General features: G+C 71.0%; 13 protein-coding genes. 6 read left to right on the forward strand and 7 right to left on the reverse strand.

Going from position 1 to position 13,473, the window contains the following annotated elements:
• Window positions 1-33: 33 nt before the first annotated feature.
• Both dnaJ and ABZ490_RS12635 read left to right on the forward strand, forming a co-directional pair.
• Window positions 34-1,206, forward strand: coding sequence for a molecular chaperone DnaJ (gene dnaJ, locus ABZ490_RS12630; RefSeq protein ID WP_358988411.1), 1,173 nt, complete (start codon window positions 34-36; stop codon window positions 1,204-1,206).
• Between the two features lie 5 nt (window positions 1,207-1,211).
• A complete protein-coding gene (locus tag ABZ490_RS12635; protein WP_358988413.1) occupies window positions 1,212-1,673 on the forward strand; it encodes a helix-turn-helix domain-containing protein in 462 nt (153 codons plus the stop codon).
• Window positions 1,674-1,731: 58 nt separating this feature from the next.
• Here the strand turns inward: ABZ490_RS12635 and ABZ490_RS12640 are convergent, their stop codons facing one another.
• Window positions 1,732-3,432, reverse strand: coding sequence for a PA14 domain-containing protein (locus ABZ490_RS12640; protein ID WP_358988415.1), 1,701 nt, complete (start codon window positions 3,430-3,432; stop codon window positions 1,732-1,734).
• 310 nt (window positions 3,433-3,742) lie between these two features.
• Here ABZ490_RS12640 and ABZ490_RS12645 point away from each other — a divergent pair, with 310 nt between their 5' ends.
• Window positions 3,743-4,852, forward strand: a complete 1,110-nt coding sequence (locus ABZ490_RS12645; protein WP_358988417.1) for a substrate-binding domain-containing protein — start codon at window positions 3,743-3,745, stop codon at window positions 4,850-4,852.
• A 28-nt stretch (window positions 4,853-4,880) separates the two neighbouring features.
• Here the strand turns inward: ABZ490_RS12645 and ABZ490_RS12650 are convergent, their stop codons facing one another.
• The 3 genes from ABZ490_RS12650 to ABZ490_RS12660 are packed head-to-tail and all read right to left on the reverse strand — an operon-like array spanning window position 4,881 to window position 8,202.
• A complete protein-coding gene (locus tag ABZ490_RS12650; protein ID WP_358988419.1) occupies window positions 4,881-5,723 on the reverse strand; it encodes a transglutaminase family protein in 843 nt (280 codons plus the stop codon).
• Between the two features lie 2 nt (window positions 5,724-5,725).
• Window positions 5,726-6,658, reverse strand: coding sequence for an alpha-E domain-containing protein (locus ABZ490_RS12655; RefSeq protein ID WP_358988421.1), 933 nt, complete (start codon window positions 6,656-6,658; stop codon window positions 5,726-5,728).
• The gene (locus ABZ490_RS12660) at window positions 6,655-8,202 is read right to left on the reverse strand and encodes a circularly permuted type 2 ATP-grasp protein (RefSeq protein ID WP_358988423.1); all 1,548 of its coding nucleotides are present in this window, start codon (window positions 8,200-8,202) and stop codon (window positions 6,655-6,657) included. The genes ABZ490_RS12655 and ABZ490_RS12660 overlap by 4 nt, the downstream gene beginning before the upstream one ends.
• 352 nt (window positions 8,203-8,554) lie before the next feature.
• Here ABZ490_RS12660 and ABZ490_RS12665 point away from each other — a divergent pair, with 352 nt between their 5' ends.
• Window positions 8,555-9,697, forward strand: coding sequence for a LuxR C-terminal-related transcriptional regulator (locus tag ABZ490_RS12665; RefSeq protein ID WP_358988425.1), 1,143 nt, complete (start codon window positions 8,555-8,557; stop codon window positions 9,695-9,697).
• Here the strand turns inward: ABZ490_RS12665 and ABZ490_RS12670 are convergent.
• The 3 genes from ABZ490_RS12670 to ABZ490_RS12680 are packed head-to-tail and all read right to left on the reverse strand — an operon-like array spanning window position 9,642 to window position 12,653.
• Window positions 9,642-10,649 (reverse strand): helix-turn-helix transcriptional regulator, encoded by a 1,008-nt coding sequence (locus ABZ490_RS12670; RefSeq protein ID WP_358988427.1) that lies wholly within the window; start codon window positions 10,647-10,649, stop codon window positions 9,642-9,644. The genes ABZ490_RS12665 and ABZ490_RS12670 overlap by 56 nt on opposite strands.
• Complete coding sequence (locus ABZ490_RS12675; protein ID WP_358988429.1) at window positions 10,646-11,641, reverse strand: helix-turn-helix transcriptional regulator; 996 nt, start codon at window positions 11,639-11,641, stop codon at window positions 10,646-10,648. Before ABZ490_RS12675 ends, ABZ490_RS12670 begins: the two co-directional genes overlap by 4 nt.
• A gap of 25 nt (window positions 11,642-11,666) precedes the next feature.
• Window positions 11,667-12,653 (reverse strand): helix-turn-helix transcriptional regulator, encoded by a 987-nt coding sequence (locus tag ABZ490_RS12680; RefSeq protein WP_358988431.1) that lies wholly within the window; start codon window positions 12,651-12,653, stop codon window positions 11,667-11,669.
• 156 nt (window positions 12,654-12,809) lie between these two features.
• Here ABZ490_RS12680 and ABZ490_RS12685 point away from each other — a divergent pair, with 156 nt between their 5' ends.
• A complete protein-coding gene (locus ABZ490_RS12685; protein WP_358988433.1) occupies window positions 12,810-12,971 on the forward strand; it encodes a hypothetical protein in 162 nt (53 codons plus the stop codon).
• Window positions 12,972-12,976: 5 nt separating this feature from the next.
• Window positions 12,977-13,315: a hypothetical protein gene (locus ABZ490_RS12690; RefSeq protein WP_358988434.1), complete on the forward strand. Its 339-nt coding sequence runs from the start codon at window positions 12,977-12,979 to the stop codon at window positions 13,313-13,315.
• Window positions 13,316-13,473 lie beyond the last annotated feature (158 nt).

Below are 13,473 nucleotides of genomic sequence, written 5' to 3' on the forward strand. Positions count from 1 at the left end.
CCAGCGGATCACCGGAGAGGGGGCGCGTCGAGGATGAGCACCAAGGACTTCATCGAGAAGGACTTCTACAAGGTCCTCGGCGTCCCCAAGGACGCCACCGAGGCCGAGATCAAGAAGGCGTACCGGAAGCTCGCCCGCGAGTTCCACCCGGACGCCAACAAGGGCAACGCCAAGGCGGAGGAGCGCTTCAAGGAGATCTCCGAGGCGAACGACGTCCTCGGGGACCCCAAGAAGCGCAAGGAGTACGACGAGGCGCGCGCCCTGTTCGGCAACGGGGGCTTCCGTCCCGGGCCGGGCGCCGGCGGCAACTTCAACTTCGACCTGGGCGACCTCTTCGGAGGCGGCGCCCAGGCCGGGGGCTCCGGCGGCTTCGGCGGCGGCATCGGGGACGTCTTCGGGGGCCTGTTCAACCGGGGCGGGGGCGGTACGACCCGCACCCAGCCCCGGCGCGGCCAGGACATCGACACCGAGGTCACCCTGACCTTCACGGAGGCCATCGAGGGCGCGACGGTTCCGCTGCGCATGTCCTCGCAGTCCCCGTGCAAGGCATGCTCCGGCACCGGCGACAAGAACGGCACACCGCGCGTGTGCCCGACCTGCGTCGGCACCGGTCAGGTGGCGCGGGGCTCCGGCGGCGGGTTCTCCCTCACCGACCCCTGCCCGGACTGCAAGGGGCGCGGTCTGATCGCGGAGCACCCCTGCCTGGACTGCAAGGGCAGCGGTCGTGCCAAGTCGTCCAGGACCATGCAGGTCCGCATCCCGGCCGGGGTCACGGACAACCAGCGGATCCGGCTGCGGGGCAAGGGCGCGCCGGGCGAGCGGGGCGGTCCGGCCGGCGACCTCTACGTCGTCGTCCATGTCGGTACCCACCCGGTGTTCGGCCGCAAGGACGACAACCTGACGGTGACGGTGCCGGTGACGTTCACCGAGGCGGCCCTGGGCGGGGAGATCAAGGTGCCCACCCTCGGCGGCCCGTCCCTGACCCTGAAGCTGCCGCCCGGCACCCCCAACGGCCGCACCATGCGGGCGCGGGGCAAGGGCGCGGTCCGCAAGGACGGCACCCGCGGTGATCTGCTGGTCACCGTCGAGGTGAGTGTGCCCAAGGACCTGCCGGGGAAGGCTCGTGAGGCGCTCGAGGCGTATCGCGAGGCGACCGCGGACGAGGATCCGCGGGCGGAGCTGTTCGAGGCCGCGAAGGGAGCCTGACAGAGATGGACGGCCGTCGGCGCAGTGACAATTTTCGTGGGCCGTATGAACTGACCGAGGAGACCCCGGTCTACGTCATCTCGGTGGCGGCCCAGCTCTCCGGCCTGCACCCGCAGACACTGCGTCAGTACGACCGGCTGGGCCTGGTCTCCCCCGACCGCACCGCCGGCCGGGGCCGGCGCTACTCGGCCCGCGACATCGAACTGCTGCGCACCGTCCAGCAGTTGTCGCAGGACGAGGGCATCAACCTGGCCGGCATCAAGCGGATCATCGAGCTGGAGAACCAGGTCGCCGCCCTCCAGTCCCGGGTCGCGGAACTCCAGGACGCCCTGGAGGGCGCGGCGACGGCCATGCAACAGCGCGAGGCAGCGGTCCACGCTTCCTACCGCCGGGACCTGGTCCCGTACCAGGAGGTCCAGCAGACCAGCGCGCTGGTGGTCTGGCGCCCGAAGAAACCCAAGGACTGACCACGCGCCCGAAGGGGCCCGGAGCCTGGCTCCGGGCCCCTTCGCCGTGCCGTGGGCCCTACGGCGCGGTGACCGTCCAGTCCGCCGCCGGGGCCGACTGGGTGCCGTCCGTCGTGAGGGCCGTGACCCAGTAGAAGGACGTCGTGCCGCGGGGGGCGCCGGTGTCGGTGTAGGACAGGGTGCCGCTGGGGAGGGCGGCGATCGGCTCGTAGGCGGAGGTCTGCGGGTTCCAGCGCAGGACGCGGTAGCCGCCCGCCTGGAGGGGATCGGAGTCCTCGAGGCCCTCCCAGGTCAGCAGGTTGCCCTCGTCGCCTTCCGCGGCCTCGGCGGTGAGGGACAGCGGCGACCCCTCGGGTGTCTCGACGCCCGGCGTCACATCGAGCTCGGTCGCCGTCACGAGGTCGGCCTCGCCGGTCCACTTCCAGGTGGACAGCCAGTTGTCGTCGACCGCGTCCACGAAGAGGCAGGCCTCCTCGCCGTCCGGGAGGGTGGCGTAGTCGTACGACGTGGTGTCGGCGAACAGCCACTTCACCTCGTGGGCGACGCAGACCCGTTCCTCCTCGTCACCGTGGAACTCGCCCCGGTAGACGACATAGCGCGCCAGGTCGGGGGTCGGGTTGGCGTCCCAGGCGAGATGGAAGCCGTACCCGGTCGGCGTGACGGTCAGACCGGTCACCGGATCGGGGGCGGTGCTGTCCCATTTCTTCTCGGAGACGGCGGCGGAGCGCGCGGACTCGTTGCCGGCCGCGTCCAGGGCGGTCACCCGGTAGAAGTACGTGCTGCCCTCGACGGTGTCGGTGTCCGGGTACGAGGGCGTGGTCACCGTGCCGACGGTGGTGTACGTGCCGGTCGCGCCCGTCGCCCGGTGGACGCGGTACGACGAGGCGCCCGCGACCGCGCTCCAGCTGACGTTCAGGCCCGCGAACCCGTTGCTGACGTCGAGGTCCTGGGGCACGGCGGGGGCCGTCCGGTCCGCCGTGGTGACCGTCCTCGGGGCCGTGGCCGCCGACTCGTTGCCCGCCGTGTCGTAGGCCCGCAGTGCGTAGACGTAGGCCGCGCCGGTCACCGGGAGCGTGGTGTCGGTGTACGTCGTGGAGGTGGTCGAGGTCAGTCGGGTCCAGGTGGAGCCGTCGGCGGGGCGCCGGTAGACGCGGTGGCCGGCGAGGTCCATCTCCTTGTTCTTCGTCCAGCTCAGGTTCGCCCGGCCGGTCGCGGGGTCGTAGGCGACCGCGAGGCCCGTCGGGGTGAGCGGGGCGACCTTGTCGACGGTCGCCGACGTGCGGGGCGTGTAGGCGAACTTGACGTTCGCGCCGCCGGTCCAGTTCACGTAGTCCACGCGGACGGTGTGCCTGCCCTGCGGGACGGTGAGGTTCACGTTCTTCGTCACCGTGGTGGAGACGTTCTTCCAGACGTCGACCTTGCGGGCGCCGTCGAGATAGACGCGGACGCCGTCCTGGGCCGACACCGAGAAGGTGAAGGGGCCGCCGGAGCCGAAGTCGCGGGTCACCGTCCAGCGCACGCCGAAGTTGTTCGTGGGAAGGCCGGTGGCGGGGGCCCTCGTGCCCCAGTTCTCGCCGACCGCCGTGTCGCAGTCCGTCTTCTTCGGAGTGCCCGAAAAGGTGGTGTTCGCGAAGAATTGACGCTTGTACACCGGGGAGGTGCAGCTCGTCGCGGCCGAAGCGGGCGTCGTGGCGAGGGTGGTGAGGAGACCGCCGGTCGTGGTGAGCACCACGGCCGTCGCGAGTCTGGCTGGCTTCATTCGATCCTCTGGTCGGGAAGGGCAGGCGGGTACGGGAACCGCCTGTCGTGATCACGACTCGCGAGAACTGGCCTTGGTTGTACGGCTCTTTGCCGGCGCATGGAGCCGGCTTGGGGAGAGAGCGTAAAGGGAGGTCCGTACCCTCTTCGCTCCGTCTCCATGCGTCTTCACCCGCTAAGCGGAGGGTGATGTTGTTACTTCGTTAAGTAGTTCGGCTTGACTCCGGTGGCAGCCGCCGCGTTGGCTTTTGAGACAACTGGGTCAACATGTCGCACCCAGGTACCGGAACGCACCTGAAGTGAGCCCCTCCATGCGTCGTATCGCCATAGCTGTGGTCGCCTCCACGATGTCCCTCTCGCTCGCGGGATGCGGGATGCTGGGGGCCTCGGAGGACAGCAGCTCAGCGACACCGACCCGCACGAACGACATCACCGTCGGCGTGCTGATGCCGGAGACGACGAACACCCGGTACGCGGAGTTCGACTACCCGATCATCAAGCAGAAGATCGCCTCCCTCACCAGCAACAAGGGCAAGACCCAGTACGCCAACGCGGGATCCAGCGTCAGCAAGCAGAACGCCCAGATGCAGAAGATGATCGACGAGAAGGTCGACTGCATCCTGCTCGACGCCGTCGACTCCAAGAAGATCGCTCCCATGGTGAAGAAGGCCAAGGAGGCGAACATCCCGGTCATCGCCTACGACCGGCTCGCCGAGGGCCCCATCGACGCGTACGTCTCCTTCGACAACGAACTCGTCGGCGAGGTGCAGGGCCGCGCCATCACCGAGGCGCTCGGCTCGGCCGACACCTCCGACCAGATCGTCATGATCAACGGCTCGCCCACCGACCCGAACGCCGCCCAGTTCAAGAACGGGGCGATGGACGAGCTCAACGGCCGGGTGACCATCGCCGCGACCTACGACACCGCCGGCTGGAAGCCGGAGATCGCCCAGGCCAGCATGACCAAGGCGATCGAGAAGATCGGCAAGAACAACATCGCGGCCGTCTACTCCGCCAACGACGCCATGGCCGGCGGCATCATCAAGGCCCTGGAGGCCGCGGGCGTCAGCGGCAGCAACCTGCCCCCGATCACCGGCCAGGACGCCGAGCTGCCGGCCGTCCAGCGGATCGTCAGCGGCGAGCAGTACATGACCGTCTACAAGCCGTACGCCGGTGAGGCCGAGGCCGCGGCCGAGGCGGCCGTCGCCAAGGTCCAGGGCCGTGAGCTCCAGTTCGAGGCGCTCACCCGCGACAAGGTCGACAGCCCCACCAACAAGGCCATCCCGGCCAAGCTGGTCACCGTGGTCGCGCTCACCAAGAGCAACATCAAGTCGACCGTCATCGCGGACGGCATCTACAAGGTCTCCGACATCTGCACCGCGCAGTACAAGGCGGCCTGCGCCGCCATCAACCTGAAGTAGCCGCGGGGGCTCGCGCCCCCGCGGGCCGTCACCCCACCCGGGTGAACTCCACCGTCACCTCCGGCGGGCCGCCGGCCACCCCCCGGTAGACCCCCTTGTGCGGGGTGACGTCGTCGTAGTCGCGGCCCCGGCCGACCACCACGTGGGACTCGTCCGCGCGGGTCCGGTTGGTCGGGTCGTAGCCGTACCAGTCGCCCGCCCAGTACTCGATCCAGGCATGGCTCTGCCCGGCCACCGGACGGTGCAGCTCCGCCTCCCGCTCGGGGTGGAGATAGCCCGAGACGTACCGGGCGGGCAGTCCGAGGCCGCGCAGCAGCGCGATCGACACATGCGCGATGTCCTGGCAGACGCCCGCGCCCTGCTCCCAGGCCTCCGCCGCCGAGGTGTTCACCCCCGTGGTGCCGGGGAGGTACGCGACCCGGTCGGCCACCAGGGCGGAGACCGTCACCGCGGTCGCGTGCGGGTCCAGGCCCGCCGCGGCCCTGCGGGCCTTCTTCACCAGCTTCGGCGGGACCGTCGTACGGACCGTCGGGGCGGCGAACTCCAGCAGCCGGGAACCGGCCACCCGGCCGGCGATCTCCGGCCAGCCGGGCGCCGGGGGCAGCTCCTCCGGCGGGGCCGTCTCGACCAGGCTGGAGGCCGTGATCGTGAGATCGGCGTGCGGGTCCATCAGCTCGAAGGCGGTGACCTGCGTGCCCCAGTAGTCCCAGTACGACCAGGTGGAGGCCGCCGGACGGATGGTCACCCGGGAATCCAGCGTGGTCTGCCCGGGCAGCGTCAGGGGGGTCATCCGGACCTCGTTGTGCGAGGAGACCGCGGCCTGCGCGTAGGAGACGCGGGTCGTGTGCTCGATGCGGAGCCTGCGGGCCATGCTCACACTCCTTCCTGGGCCCATACGACGGGCCCCTGGTACGGGAAGAACCGCTCGGCGACCGCCTCCGCCGAGGCCATGCAGGCGGTCTGGAGATCCCGCAGGAGCAGCGGCAGCTGCTCCTCCAGGCCCTCGGTGTCGAGGTACTCCAGGCGGGTGCGCAGCCCGCCGATGGGCCGGCGTGCCGGATCCTGGCGGGGCCGGCCGAGGGCGGACAGACACTCCTCCGCCGTGGTCAGCGCGTGCAGCGCCGAGCGCGGGAAGTCCCGGTCGAGCAGCAGGAACTCGGCCACGCGCGCGGTGTCCCCGAAGCCGCCGCGGACCCGTGCGAACGCCTCGTCGGCGCCGGACGCGCTCAGCAGCGTCGGCCAGTCCGGCGCGTGCGCGGCGTCCAGGACGCGCACCGACAGCAGCCGTACGGTCATGTCCACCCGCTCCAGGCTCCGGCCCAGGACGACGAACCGCCAGGAGTCGTCCCGGCTCATCGTGGAGTCGGCCAGGCCGAAGAAGAGCGCGGCGCGGCTGCGGACGAGTTCCAGATAGCCGTACGGGCCCGTGCGGCGGGCGGCGCGCCGCTGGTCGGCGAGGGCGTGCCAGGTGGCGTTCAGGCACTCCCACATGGCCGAGGAGACGGCCTCACGGGCGCTGCGGGCGTTGAGCCGGGCGGCGCCCAGGGCGCCCTCGATCGAGCCGGTCGAGCGGGCGTCGAACGCCAGCTGGTCGAGGACCTGCTGCATGTCGACCGGTGCGTGGCCCGCGTCCATGCCGAGGATCGCGTACAGCGACCGGCAGGCCAGGTCCTCGTCGCGCCAGGGGTCCTCCAGCATGCGGTGGAGGTAGGCGTCGAGGATCCGCGCGGTGGCGTCGGCCCGTTCGACATAGCGGCCGGTCCAGGTCAGTGCCTCCGCGATGCGGGAGAGGATCACGTCGTTCACTGCTGCTGCGCCCCTTCCGGTACGAGGGTGGGGGTCCCGTCGGGGCCGAGCTGGCGGGGGACGACGGACGGGAGCGTGCCGTCCCCGGCGCCGGGCGAGGGGCCGTCTACGGGCCCTTCGGCGAGCACCCAGGTGTCCTTGGAGCCGCCGCCCTGGCTGGAGTTGACGATCAGGTTGCCCTCCTGGAGGGCGACCCGGGTCAGCCCGCCGGGCAGCACCCAGACCTCGTCGCCGTCGTTGACCGCGAACGGGCGCAGGTCGATGTGGCGGGGGGCCATGCGTTCGCCCGCGAGGGTGGGGGAGGTGGACAGGGCGACGGGCCGCTGGGCGATGAACCCGCGCGGGTCGGCGGCGACCGCCCTGCGGGTCCGCTCCAGGGTCTTCGCGTCGGCCTTCGGGCCGATGACGATGCCCTGCCCGCCCGCGCCGTCGACCGGTTTGACGACGAGCCGGTCGATCTGGTCGAGGACGGCCTCCAGCTGGCCCGGTTCGTCGGGCCGGTACGACTCGACGTTGGGGAGGATCGGTTCCTCGCCGAGGTAGTACCGGATCAGGTCCGGGACGTACGTGTAGAGCAGCTTGTCGTCGGCGACGCCGTTGCCGACCGCGTTGGCGAGGGTGACGTTCCCGGCGGTGGCCGCGCTCAGGATGCCCGGGCAGCCGATCACCGAGTCGGGGCGGAAGTGGAGCGGGTCGAGGAAGTCGTCGTCGAGCCGCCGGTAGACCACGTGGACGGGCACCTCGCCCCGGGTGGTGCGCATCCACACCCGGTTGTTGCGGCAGACCAGGTCGTGTCCCTCCACCAGCTGCACGCCCATCAGCCGCGCCAGCAGCGCGTGCTCGAAGTACGCGGCGTTGCTGGGGCCCGGGGTGAGGACCACGACCCGGGGGTCGGTGGTCCGGTCGGGCGCGGCGGCCCGCAGCGCGGCCAGCAGCCGCGCCGGGTAGCCGTCGACGGGCACGACGTGCTGTCCGTCGAAGAGCGAGGGGAACACCCGGGTCATCGCCCGCCGGTTCTCGATGACGTACGACACCCCGCTGGGCACCCGCACATTGTCCTCGAGGACCCGGAAGTCGCCGGCCTCGTCGCGCACCAGGTCGATGCCCGCGACATGGATGCGGACCCCGTTGGGGGGCTCCACGCCGTGGGCCGCGCGGTGGAAGTGCGGGGAGGTCAGCAGCAGACGCCAGGGGACGACACCGTCCTCGAAGGCCCGGCAGGGCCCGTAGGCGTCGGCGAGGTAGGCCTCCAGGGCCCTGACCCGCTGCCCGACCCCGCGTTGTATGAAATCCCACTCGAGTGCGTCGAGGATCCTCGGCACGAGGTCCAGCGGCCAGGGCCGCTCCTCGCCCGCGAAGGCGTAGGTCACGCCGCGATCGGTGAACGCACGGGCCATCTGGTCCGCCCGGAAGCGCAGTTCACCTGGTTCGATCGGCTGGAGCGCCGCCAGTACCGGCTCGTAGGCGGTCCTGACCTCACCCGGCCGTTCGAACATCTCGTCCCACGCGTCGGCCAACGCGTACGCGTCAAATATGTCCGCCATGGCCCGACGTTAAGTGCGGGACGTAACAGGGCGATCACCCGGTCGTTTCCGGGAACGCACGCCTCCGCAAAGGGGTTCCCCGGGTCCGGCCGGGCTCCCCCGTCGTCCGGCCGGACCGACCCGGGTGGGAAGCACCCGGGGGGAAGTGGATTCAACGATGCCCGCCTCCTGCGGCCCGCGCCACCATCAGCTTGTTGCAGTGCGAGGGGCGGAGGCCGGGAGAAACCCGGGTATATGAGGGGTTTTCCGCTGCCGTGGCCGGGGGAGCCGTGTTGCGGAGCGGGTCCGCGCCGCGCATAGTGGCGTCCCGGAAGGCGCGTCAGAGAGGTGTCAGGCGGGGGTGGGATGGGCGATGGCCGGGCACGGGACGGAGGAGCATCCTCACGGTGCTGACCGACTGTGCGAGGCCGGGGATCGCGTGTATTCCCGGGCCGTACGGCGCGGACGCGTGCAGCGCTGCGACGCCGAGCAGGTTCCGTGTCTGCTGGAGCTGGCCCTGCTGCACCCCGATCCCGACGACATGGAGTGGCTGGTGCCGACCTCCCCGCAGGAGGTCATGACCCGGCTGTTGCGCGGGCTGCACGACGAGGTGAGCGCCAGTGAGCGGCGGATGGGCTCGGCCGTCGCCGCCTTCGAGTGGTACTCCGGTCTCGGCGGCCCCACGCCGGGCGCGCGGGCCCAGGAGGGCGCGGCGATCCGGGTCCTGGACGGCCCCTCGCGCATCCAGGCGGCGCTGGACCAGGCGACCGAGGCGTGCACGACCGAGGTGCTGACGGTGCAGCCGGGCGGGATCCGGCGCGAGCACGAACTGTCGGAGGGTCTGCACCGGGCGCTGGAGCTGCGCGGCCGGGGCGTGCGGATGCGCGACCTGTACAACCATGTGGCCCGGCACGGCCAGGGCCTGCTGAACTACCTGGAGCTGATGGGTGACGCGGTGGAGGCCCGGACCCTGGACGAGGTCGTCGACCGGCTGATCCTGTTCGACCGCAAGGTGGCCTTCATCCCGGCGAACGCCGACCGCACGATGGCGCTGGAGCTGCGCCATCCGGCGCTGGTGGCCTATCTGGTGACGGTCTTCGAGCGGCTGTGGCGGCTGGCGATCCCGCTGGGCGCGCAGCTTCCGGAGACCCGGGTGGAGGGCGTCTCGCACCGCGAGCAGTCGATCGCCGCGCTGCTGGCGGAGGGGCACCAGGACGCGGTGATCGCCGAGCGGCTCGGGATCAGCGTCCGTACCTGCCGGGCCCATATCGCCCGGCTCTCGGAGACGCTGGGCGCGGCGAGCCGGACCCAGTTGGGGGTGCGGATCGCGCAGGTGGGACTGGACGGGCCGGTGGAGCCGAGCGGGCCCCTCGCCCCGGTGGAGAGCGGGGTGCCGGGTGCGGTGCCGGGTGCCGTGCCGGGGCAGGTCTCCGGGCCGGGGCCCGGGGCCGGGGCCGGGGTCACCGGGGCGCTTCCGGATGCCCTTCCTGGTCGAGGATCCCCGACCGCCCGATGAGGTAGCCGAGCTGGGCGCGGCTCTCGCTGCCGAGGCCGGCGGCGAGTTTGGCGATGTGGACGCGGGCGGTGCGGATGTTCATGCCGAGGCGGGCGGCGATCACGGAGTCGGTGTGGCCCTCGACGAGGAGGGTGGCGATGGCCCGCTGACGGGGGGTCACCCCGTTGAGCGAGGGGCGCTGCACGGCCTGGGGGTACATCGGGGTGGCCAGCCGCCAGAGGCGGTCGAACGCCGTGGCCAGGAAGGCGATCAGGGCGGGCTGGCGGATCTCCAGGGCGAGGGTGCCGTCCTCGTTGGCGGGGAGGAACGCCGCGGTGCGGTCGACGACGAGCAGGCGGTCGGTGACCTCGTCGAGGCCGCGCGCCTCGGCGTCGCCGCTCAGCAGCTCGTAGTGGCCGATGATGACGTGGATGTGCCGGGTGGTGTGCTGGTAGAGGGTGCGGATCCGGCAGCCGCGGTCGAGCACGGCCTGGTCGCGGCGGCGGGCGATCTCCATGGCGGCGGCGGCCCGTTCGGTGTCGAGGCCGGTCCGCGGCTGGATGCAGAGCAGTTCCTCGCGCATCTCGTCCATGGCCTCGCTGATGGCCTCGTTGATCTGCTCGTTGCCGCTGAGGATGCGCAGGGAGGCGGACTCCGCGGGGGCGGTGTGGCTGCCGGCGAGCCGCATGAGGGGTTCGAAGAGCGTGACCAGCCGCTCCTCGTGGCGCCGTTCCTCGGCGATCCGGGCCGCGGAGGCGTTCAGCCTGCGGTGCAGGGCGACGGCGGGGGCGACGGGTTCCAGCCGGCGCAGATCGTCGACGGCCGGATGGAGGAGACCCAGGTCGAGCAGACAGGGGGCGGTCTCGGCGTCGCCGGTGGTGAGGTGGCCCTCGCGCAGGGCCCGTTCGTAGAGGCGGCTGCCCTGGGCACAGAGTTCTGCCACGCCGTGGGGGGAATGCGGCGGCGCGTTCACGTCGGGTCTCTTTCCTGGTCGAGGATTCCTGAGCGTGCGATGAGGTAGCCGAGCTGGGCGCGGCTCTCGCTGCCGAGGCCGGCGGCGAGTTTGGCGATGTGGACGCGGGCGGTGCGGACGTTCATGCCGAGGCGGTCGGCGATCACGGTGTCGGTGTGGCCCTCGACGAGGAGGGTGGCGATGGCGCGCTGCCGGGGGGTGACACCGTCGGGGGTGGGCCGCTGGACGGTGCCCAGGGGTTTCAGGGGCACGGCCAGCCGCCACAGCTGTTCGAAGGTGGTGGCCAGGTAGGCGATCAGCGCGGGGTGGCGGATCTCCAGGGCGAGGGTGCGGTCCTTGCTGGCGGGGACGAAGGCGACCGTGCGGTCGAGCAGGATGAGCCGGTCGGTGACCTCGTCCAGGGTGCGGGCCTCGACGTCGCCCCTCAGCTTCTCGTAGCGGGCCACGACGGTCGGCGCGTAGCGCAGCGTGTGCTGGTAGAGGGTGCGCATCCGTCCGCCGCGGTCGAGGAACGCCTGGTCGCGGGCCATCGGCACGATGTGTTCCGTCGGGGGCTTGCCGACGTGGGTGTCGTAGGGCTGGATGCACAGGATCTGCTGGTGCGTGTCGGTCATGGCGGAGGTGATGGCGTCGTTGATGGCGGCCATGCCGCTCAGGACGCCGACGGACGGCGGCCTCGGGTCGGCCGAGCCGTCCCGGCGGAGCCGCAGGAACGGCTCGAAGGTCTCGGCCAGCCGGGCGCCGAGCCGGCGTTCGTCCGCGACGCGTTCCGCCAGGGCGCGCAGCCTCCGGTGCAGGGCGACGGCCGGGGCGACCGGTTCCAGCAGGTCCGGAGCGTCGGCGACCGGCCGCAGCAGGCCGCCGACCAGCAGACAGGGCAGGTCCTCGGTCTCGGTGTGCGGGACCCGGCCCTCCCGCAGGGCACGCGCGTAGAACGTGAGCCCGGCCTCGCACAGTTCTTCCGCGTCATGGCGGTGCACTTTGCTCGTCACCCGTTTCCCCTCGGCCGCCGTCAGCTCACTGGTCCCGGTCCAGGATCCCGGACTGCGCGATGAGGTAGCCGAGTTGAGCCCGGCTGCCGCTGCCCAGGGCGGTGGCGAGCTTGGCGATGTGGGCGCGGCAGGTGCGGACGTTCATCCCCAGCCGGCGGGCGATGGCCTCGTCGACGTGACCCTCGACGAGGAGTTTGGCGATGGAGTGCTGGATGTCGGTGAGGCCGTCGGCGGCGGTCTCGTAGGGCGCGCCGGCGCTGAGCGGCACGGCCCGGTTCCACATGAACTCGAACACTTTGATCAGGTAGGCGACCAGGCCCGGGTGGCGGAGTTCCAGGGCGACCTGACGGTCGTCCCGGATGGGGATGAACGCCACGGTCTCGTCGCAGACGATGAGCCGCTCCACCAGTTCGTCGATGGTGCGGTACTCCACCTTCCCGTTGGTGAACTGGTCCACGTAGGCCAGCCGGTCGGGGCTGTACCGGGCCGTGTGCTGGTACAGGGTGCGGATGCGGACCCCGCGCTCGATGAGCGGCTTGTCGCGTTCGAGGGCCTCCATGAGGCGGTTCTCGGGGCTGCGGCGGCCGCCGGGCTGGACGGTGCGCATCTCGGTCTGGCACTGGACGGTCGCGAGGTCCAGCGCGGCGTTGATGCGGTCGAGGCCCTCCAGCACGGTGATCGAGTGGGTGGGCGCGGTCTCCTGGGCGCTGAGGGCCATGAAGGGTTCGAAGACCTCGGTGAGCGCGATGGACAGGCGGCGGTTCTCGGTGATCTCCCGCTCGATGGGGTGCAGCCGCTGGGCCAGGGCGATGGAGGGTGCAACCGGACGCAGCCAGCTCGCGTCGTCAGGGTCGGGGTGGAGCAGGGCGAACTCCATCAGGCAGGGAGCGGGCTCGACATCCGCCCGCAGGATGCGACCGGTGCGCAGGGCGTTCGCGTAGAGGCGGTTTCCCTCCTCACACAGTTCGGTCACCGCATGGGGATGTGTCGCGTTAGTCCCATTTGTTACCAAATCTCCACCCCCCAGGGTCCTGAACGTGCAGGAACATGATGCACCGATCGTGTGGCCATGACGTGCCCGAATGAGCCATCGTCTTACTCGACGGGGGAATGTGGGGACCTTCAAGTGAGGACGAAGCCGACTATGAGTAAGAGATTGCTTCGCTCGGTGCTTGTCGCCGCCTTCTCCGTCGCCGTGGCTGCCGGAACCCTGGTCGGCCTCTCCGATGCGAAGAGTGACACGCACAAGACGGGTGGTGCCCAGGCCGTGGTCTCCGCGGCCGAGGTGGACGACACGTCGGTCGGCCCGCTTGACAGCCGGTGGGACTGATCGAGATGACCACACCACCCGACGACCGCTCCTTCCGCCGCGAGATGGCCACCGCCTACCGCTCCGGCTGGCACTTCATCGACCTGGTCACCGCCATCCCCCACAGTGGTGACTCGTTGATGGTGACCGTGTTCGGAGAACCGGTGGTCGTCACGCGTGACGAGGAGGACGACGTCCGGGCCTATCGGTGCCTGCGGCGGCCCCGGGGGGCGCCGCAGCCCGTACGGTGCGCGATCCGGTACGGAATGATTTTCGTGAACCTGGATCGGCGTGACCACCAGTTGTCGGAACCGGCTCCCCAGGCCGCTCCGCACACCATCTCAGCCACCCCCCGCAGTGCCTGACGCGATTCCCCCGTCGTAACAGATCGCCTCAGGTGCTTCCCCCCGCAGCGGCGTCACCGTGACCTGAACACGGTGACGCCGCTGCAGTTTTGTGGGGACATTTCCCCGTATCGACGTGTTCCGGAGCCCTTGTGCCGTGGCCGGAAAACGCCGCACGG

Source organism: Streptomyces sp. NPDC005811, from assembly GCF_040630405.1.
GTDB lineage: Bacteria > Actinomycetota > Actinomycetes > Streptomycetales > Streptomycetaceae > Streptomyces.

Excerpts from the sequence above, each read along its gene's own strand:
- dnaJ (WP_358988411.1), top strand. The coding sequence starts at position 34 with ATGAGCACCAAGGACTTCATCGAGAAGGACTTCTACAAGGTCCTCGGC.
- ABZ490_RS12635 (WP_358988413.1), top strand. The coding sequence starts at position 1,212 with ATGGACGGCCGTCGGCGCAGTGACAATTTTCGTGGGCCGTATGAACTG.
- ABZ490_RS12640 (WP_358988415.1), bottom strand. The coding sequence starts at position 3,432 with ATGAAGCCAGCCAGACTCGCGACGGCCGTGGTGCTCACCACGACCGGC.
- ABZ490_RS12645 (WP_358988417.1), top strand. The coding sequence starts at position 3,743 with ATGCGTCGTATCGCCATAGCTGTGGTCGCCTCCACGATGTCCCTCTCG.
- ABZ490_RS12650 (WP_358988419.1), bottom strand. The coding sequence starts at position 5,723 with ATGGCCCGCAGGCTCCGCATCGAGCACACGACCCGCGTCTCCTACGCG.
- ABZ490_RS12660 (WP_358988423.1), bottom strand. The coding sequence starts at position 8,202 with ATGGCGGACATATTTGACGCGTACGCGTTGGCCGACGCGTGGGACGAG.
- ABZ490_RS12665 (WP_358988425.1), top strand. The coding sequence starts at position 8,555 with ATGGCCGGGCACGGGACGGAGGAGCATCCTCACGGTGCTGACCGACTG.
- ABZ490_RS12690 (WP_358988434.1), top strand. The coding sequence starts at position 12,977 with ATGACCACACCACCCGACGACCGCTCCTTCCGCCGCGAGATGGCCACC.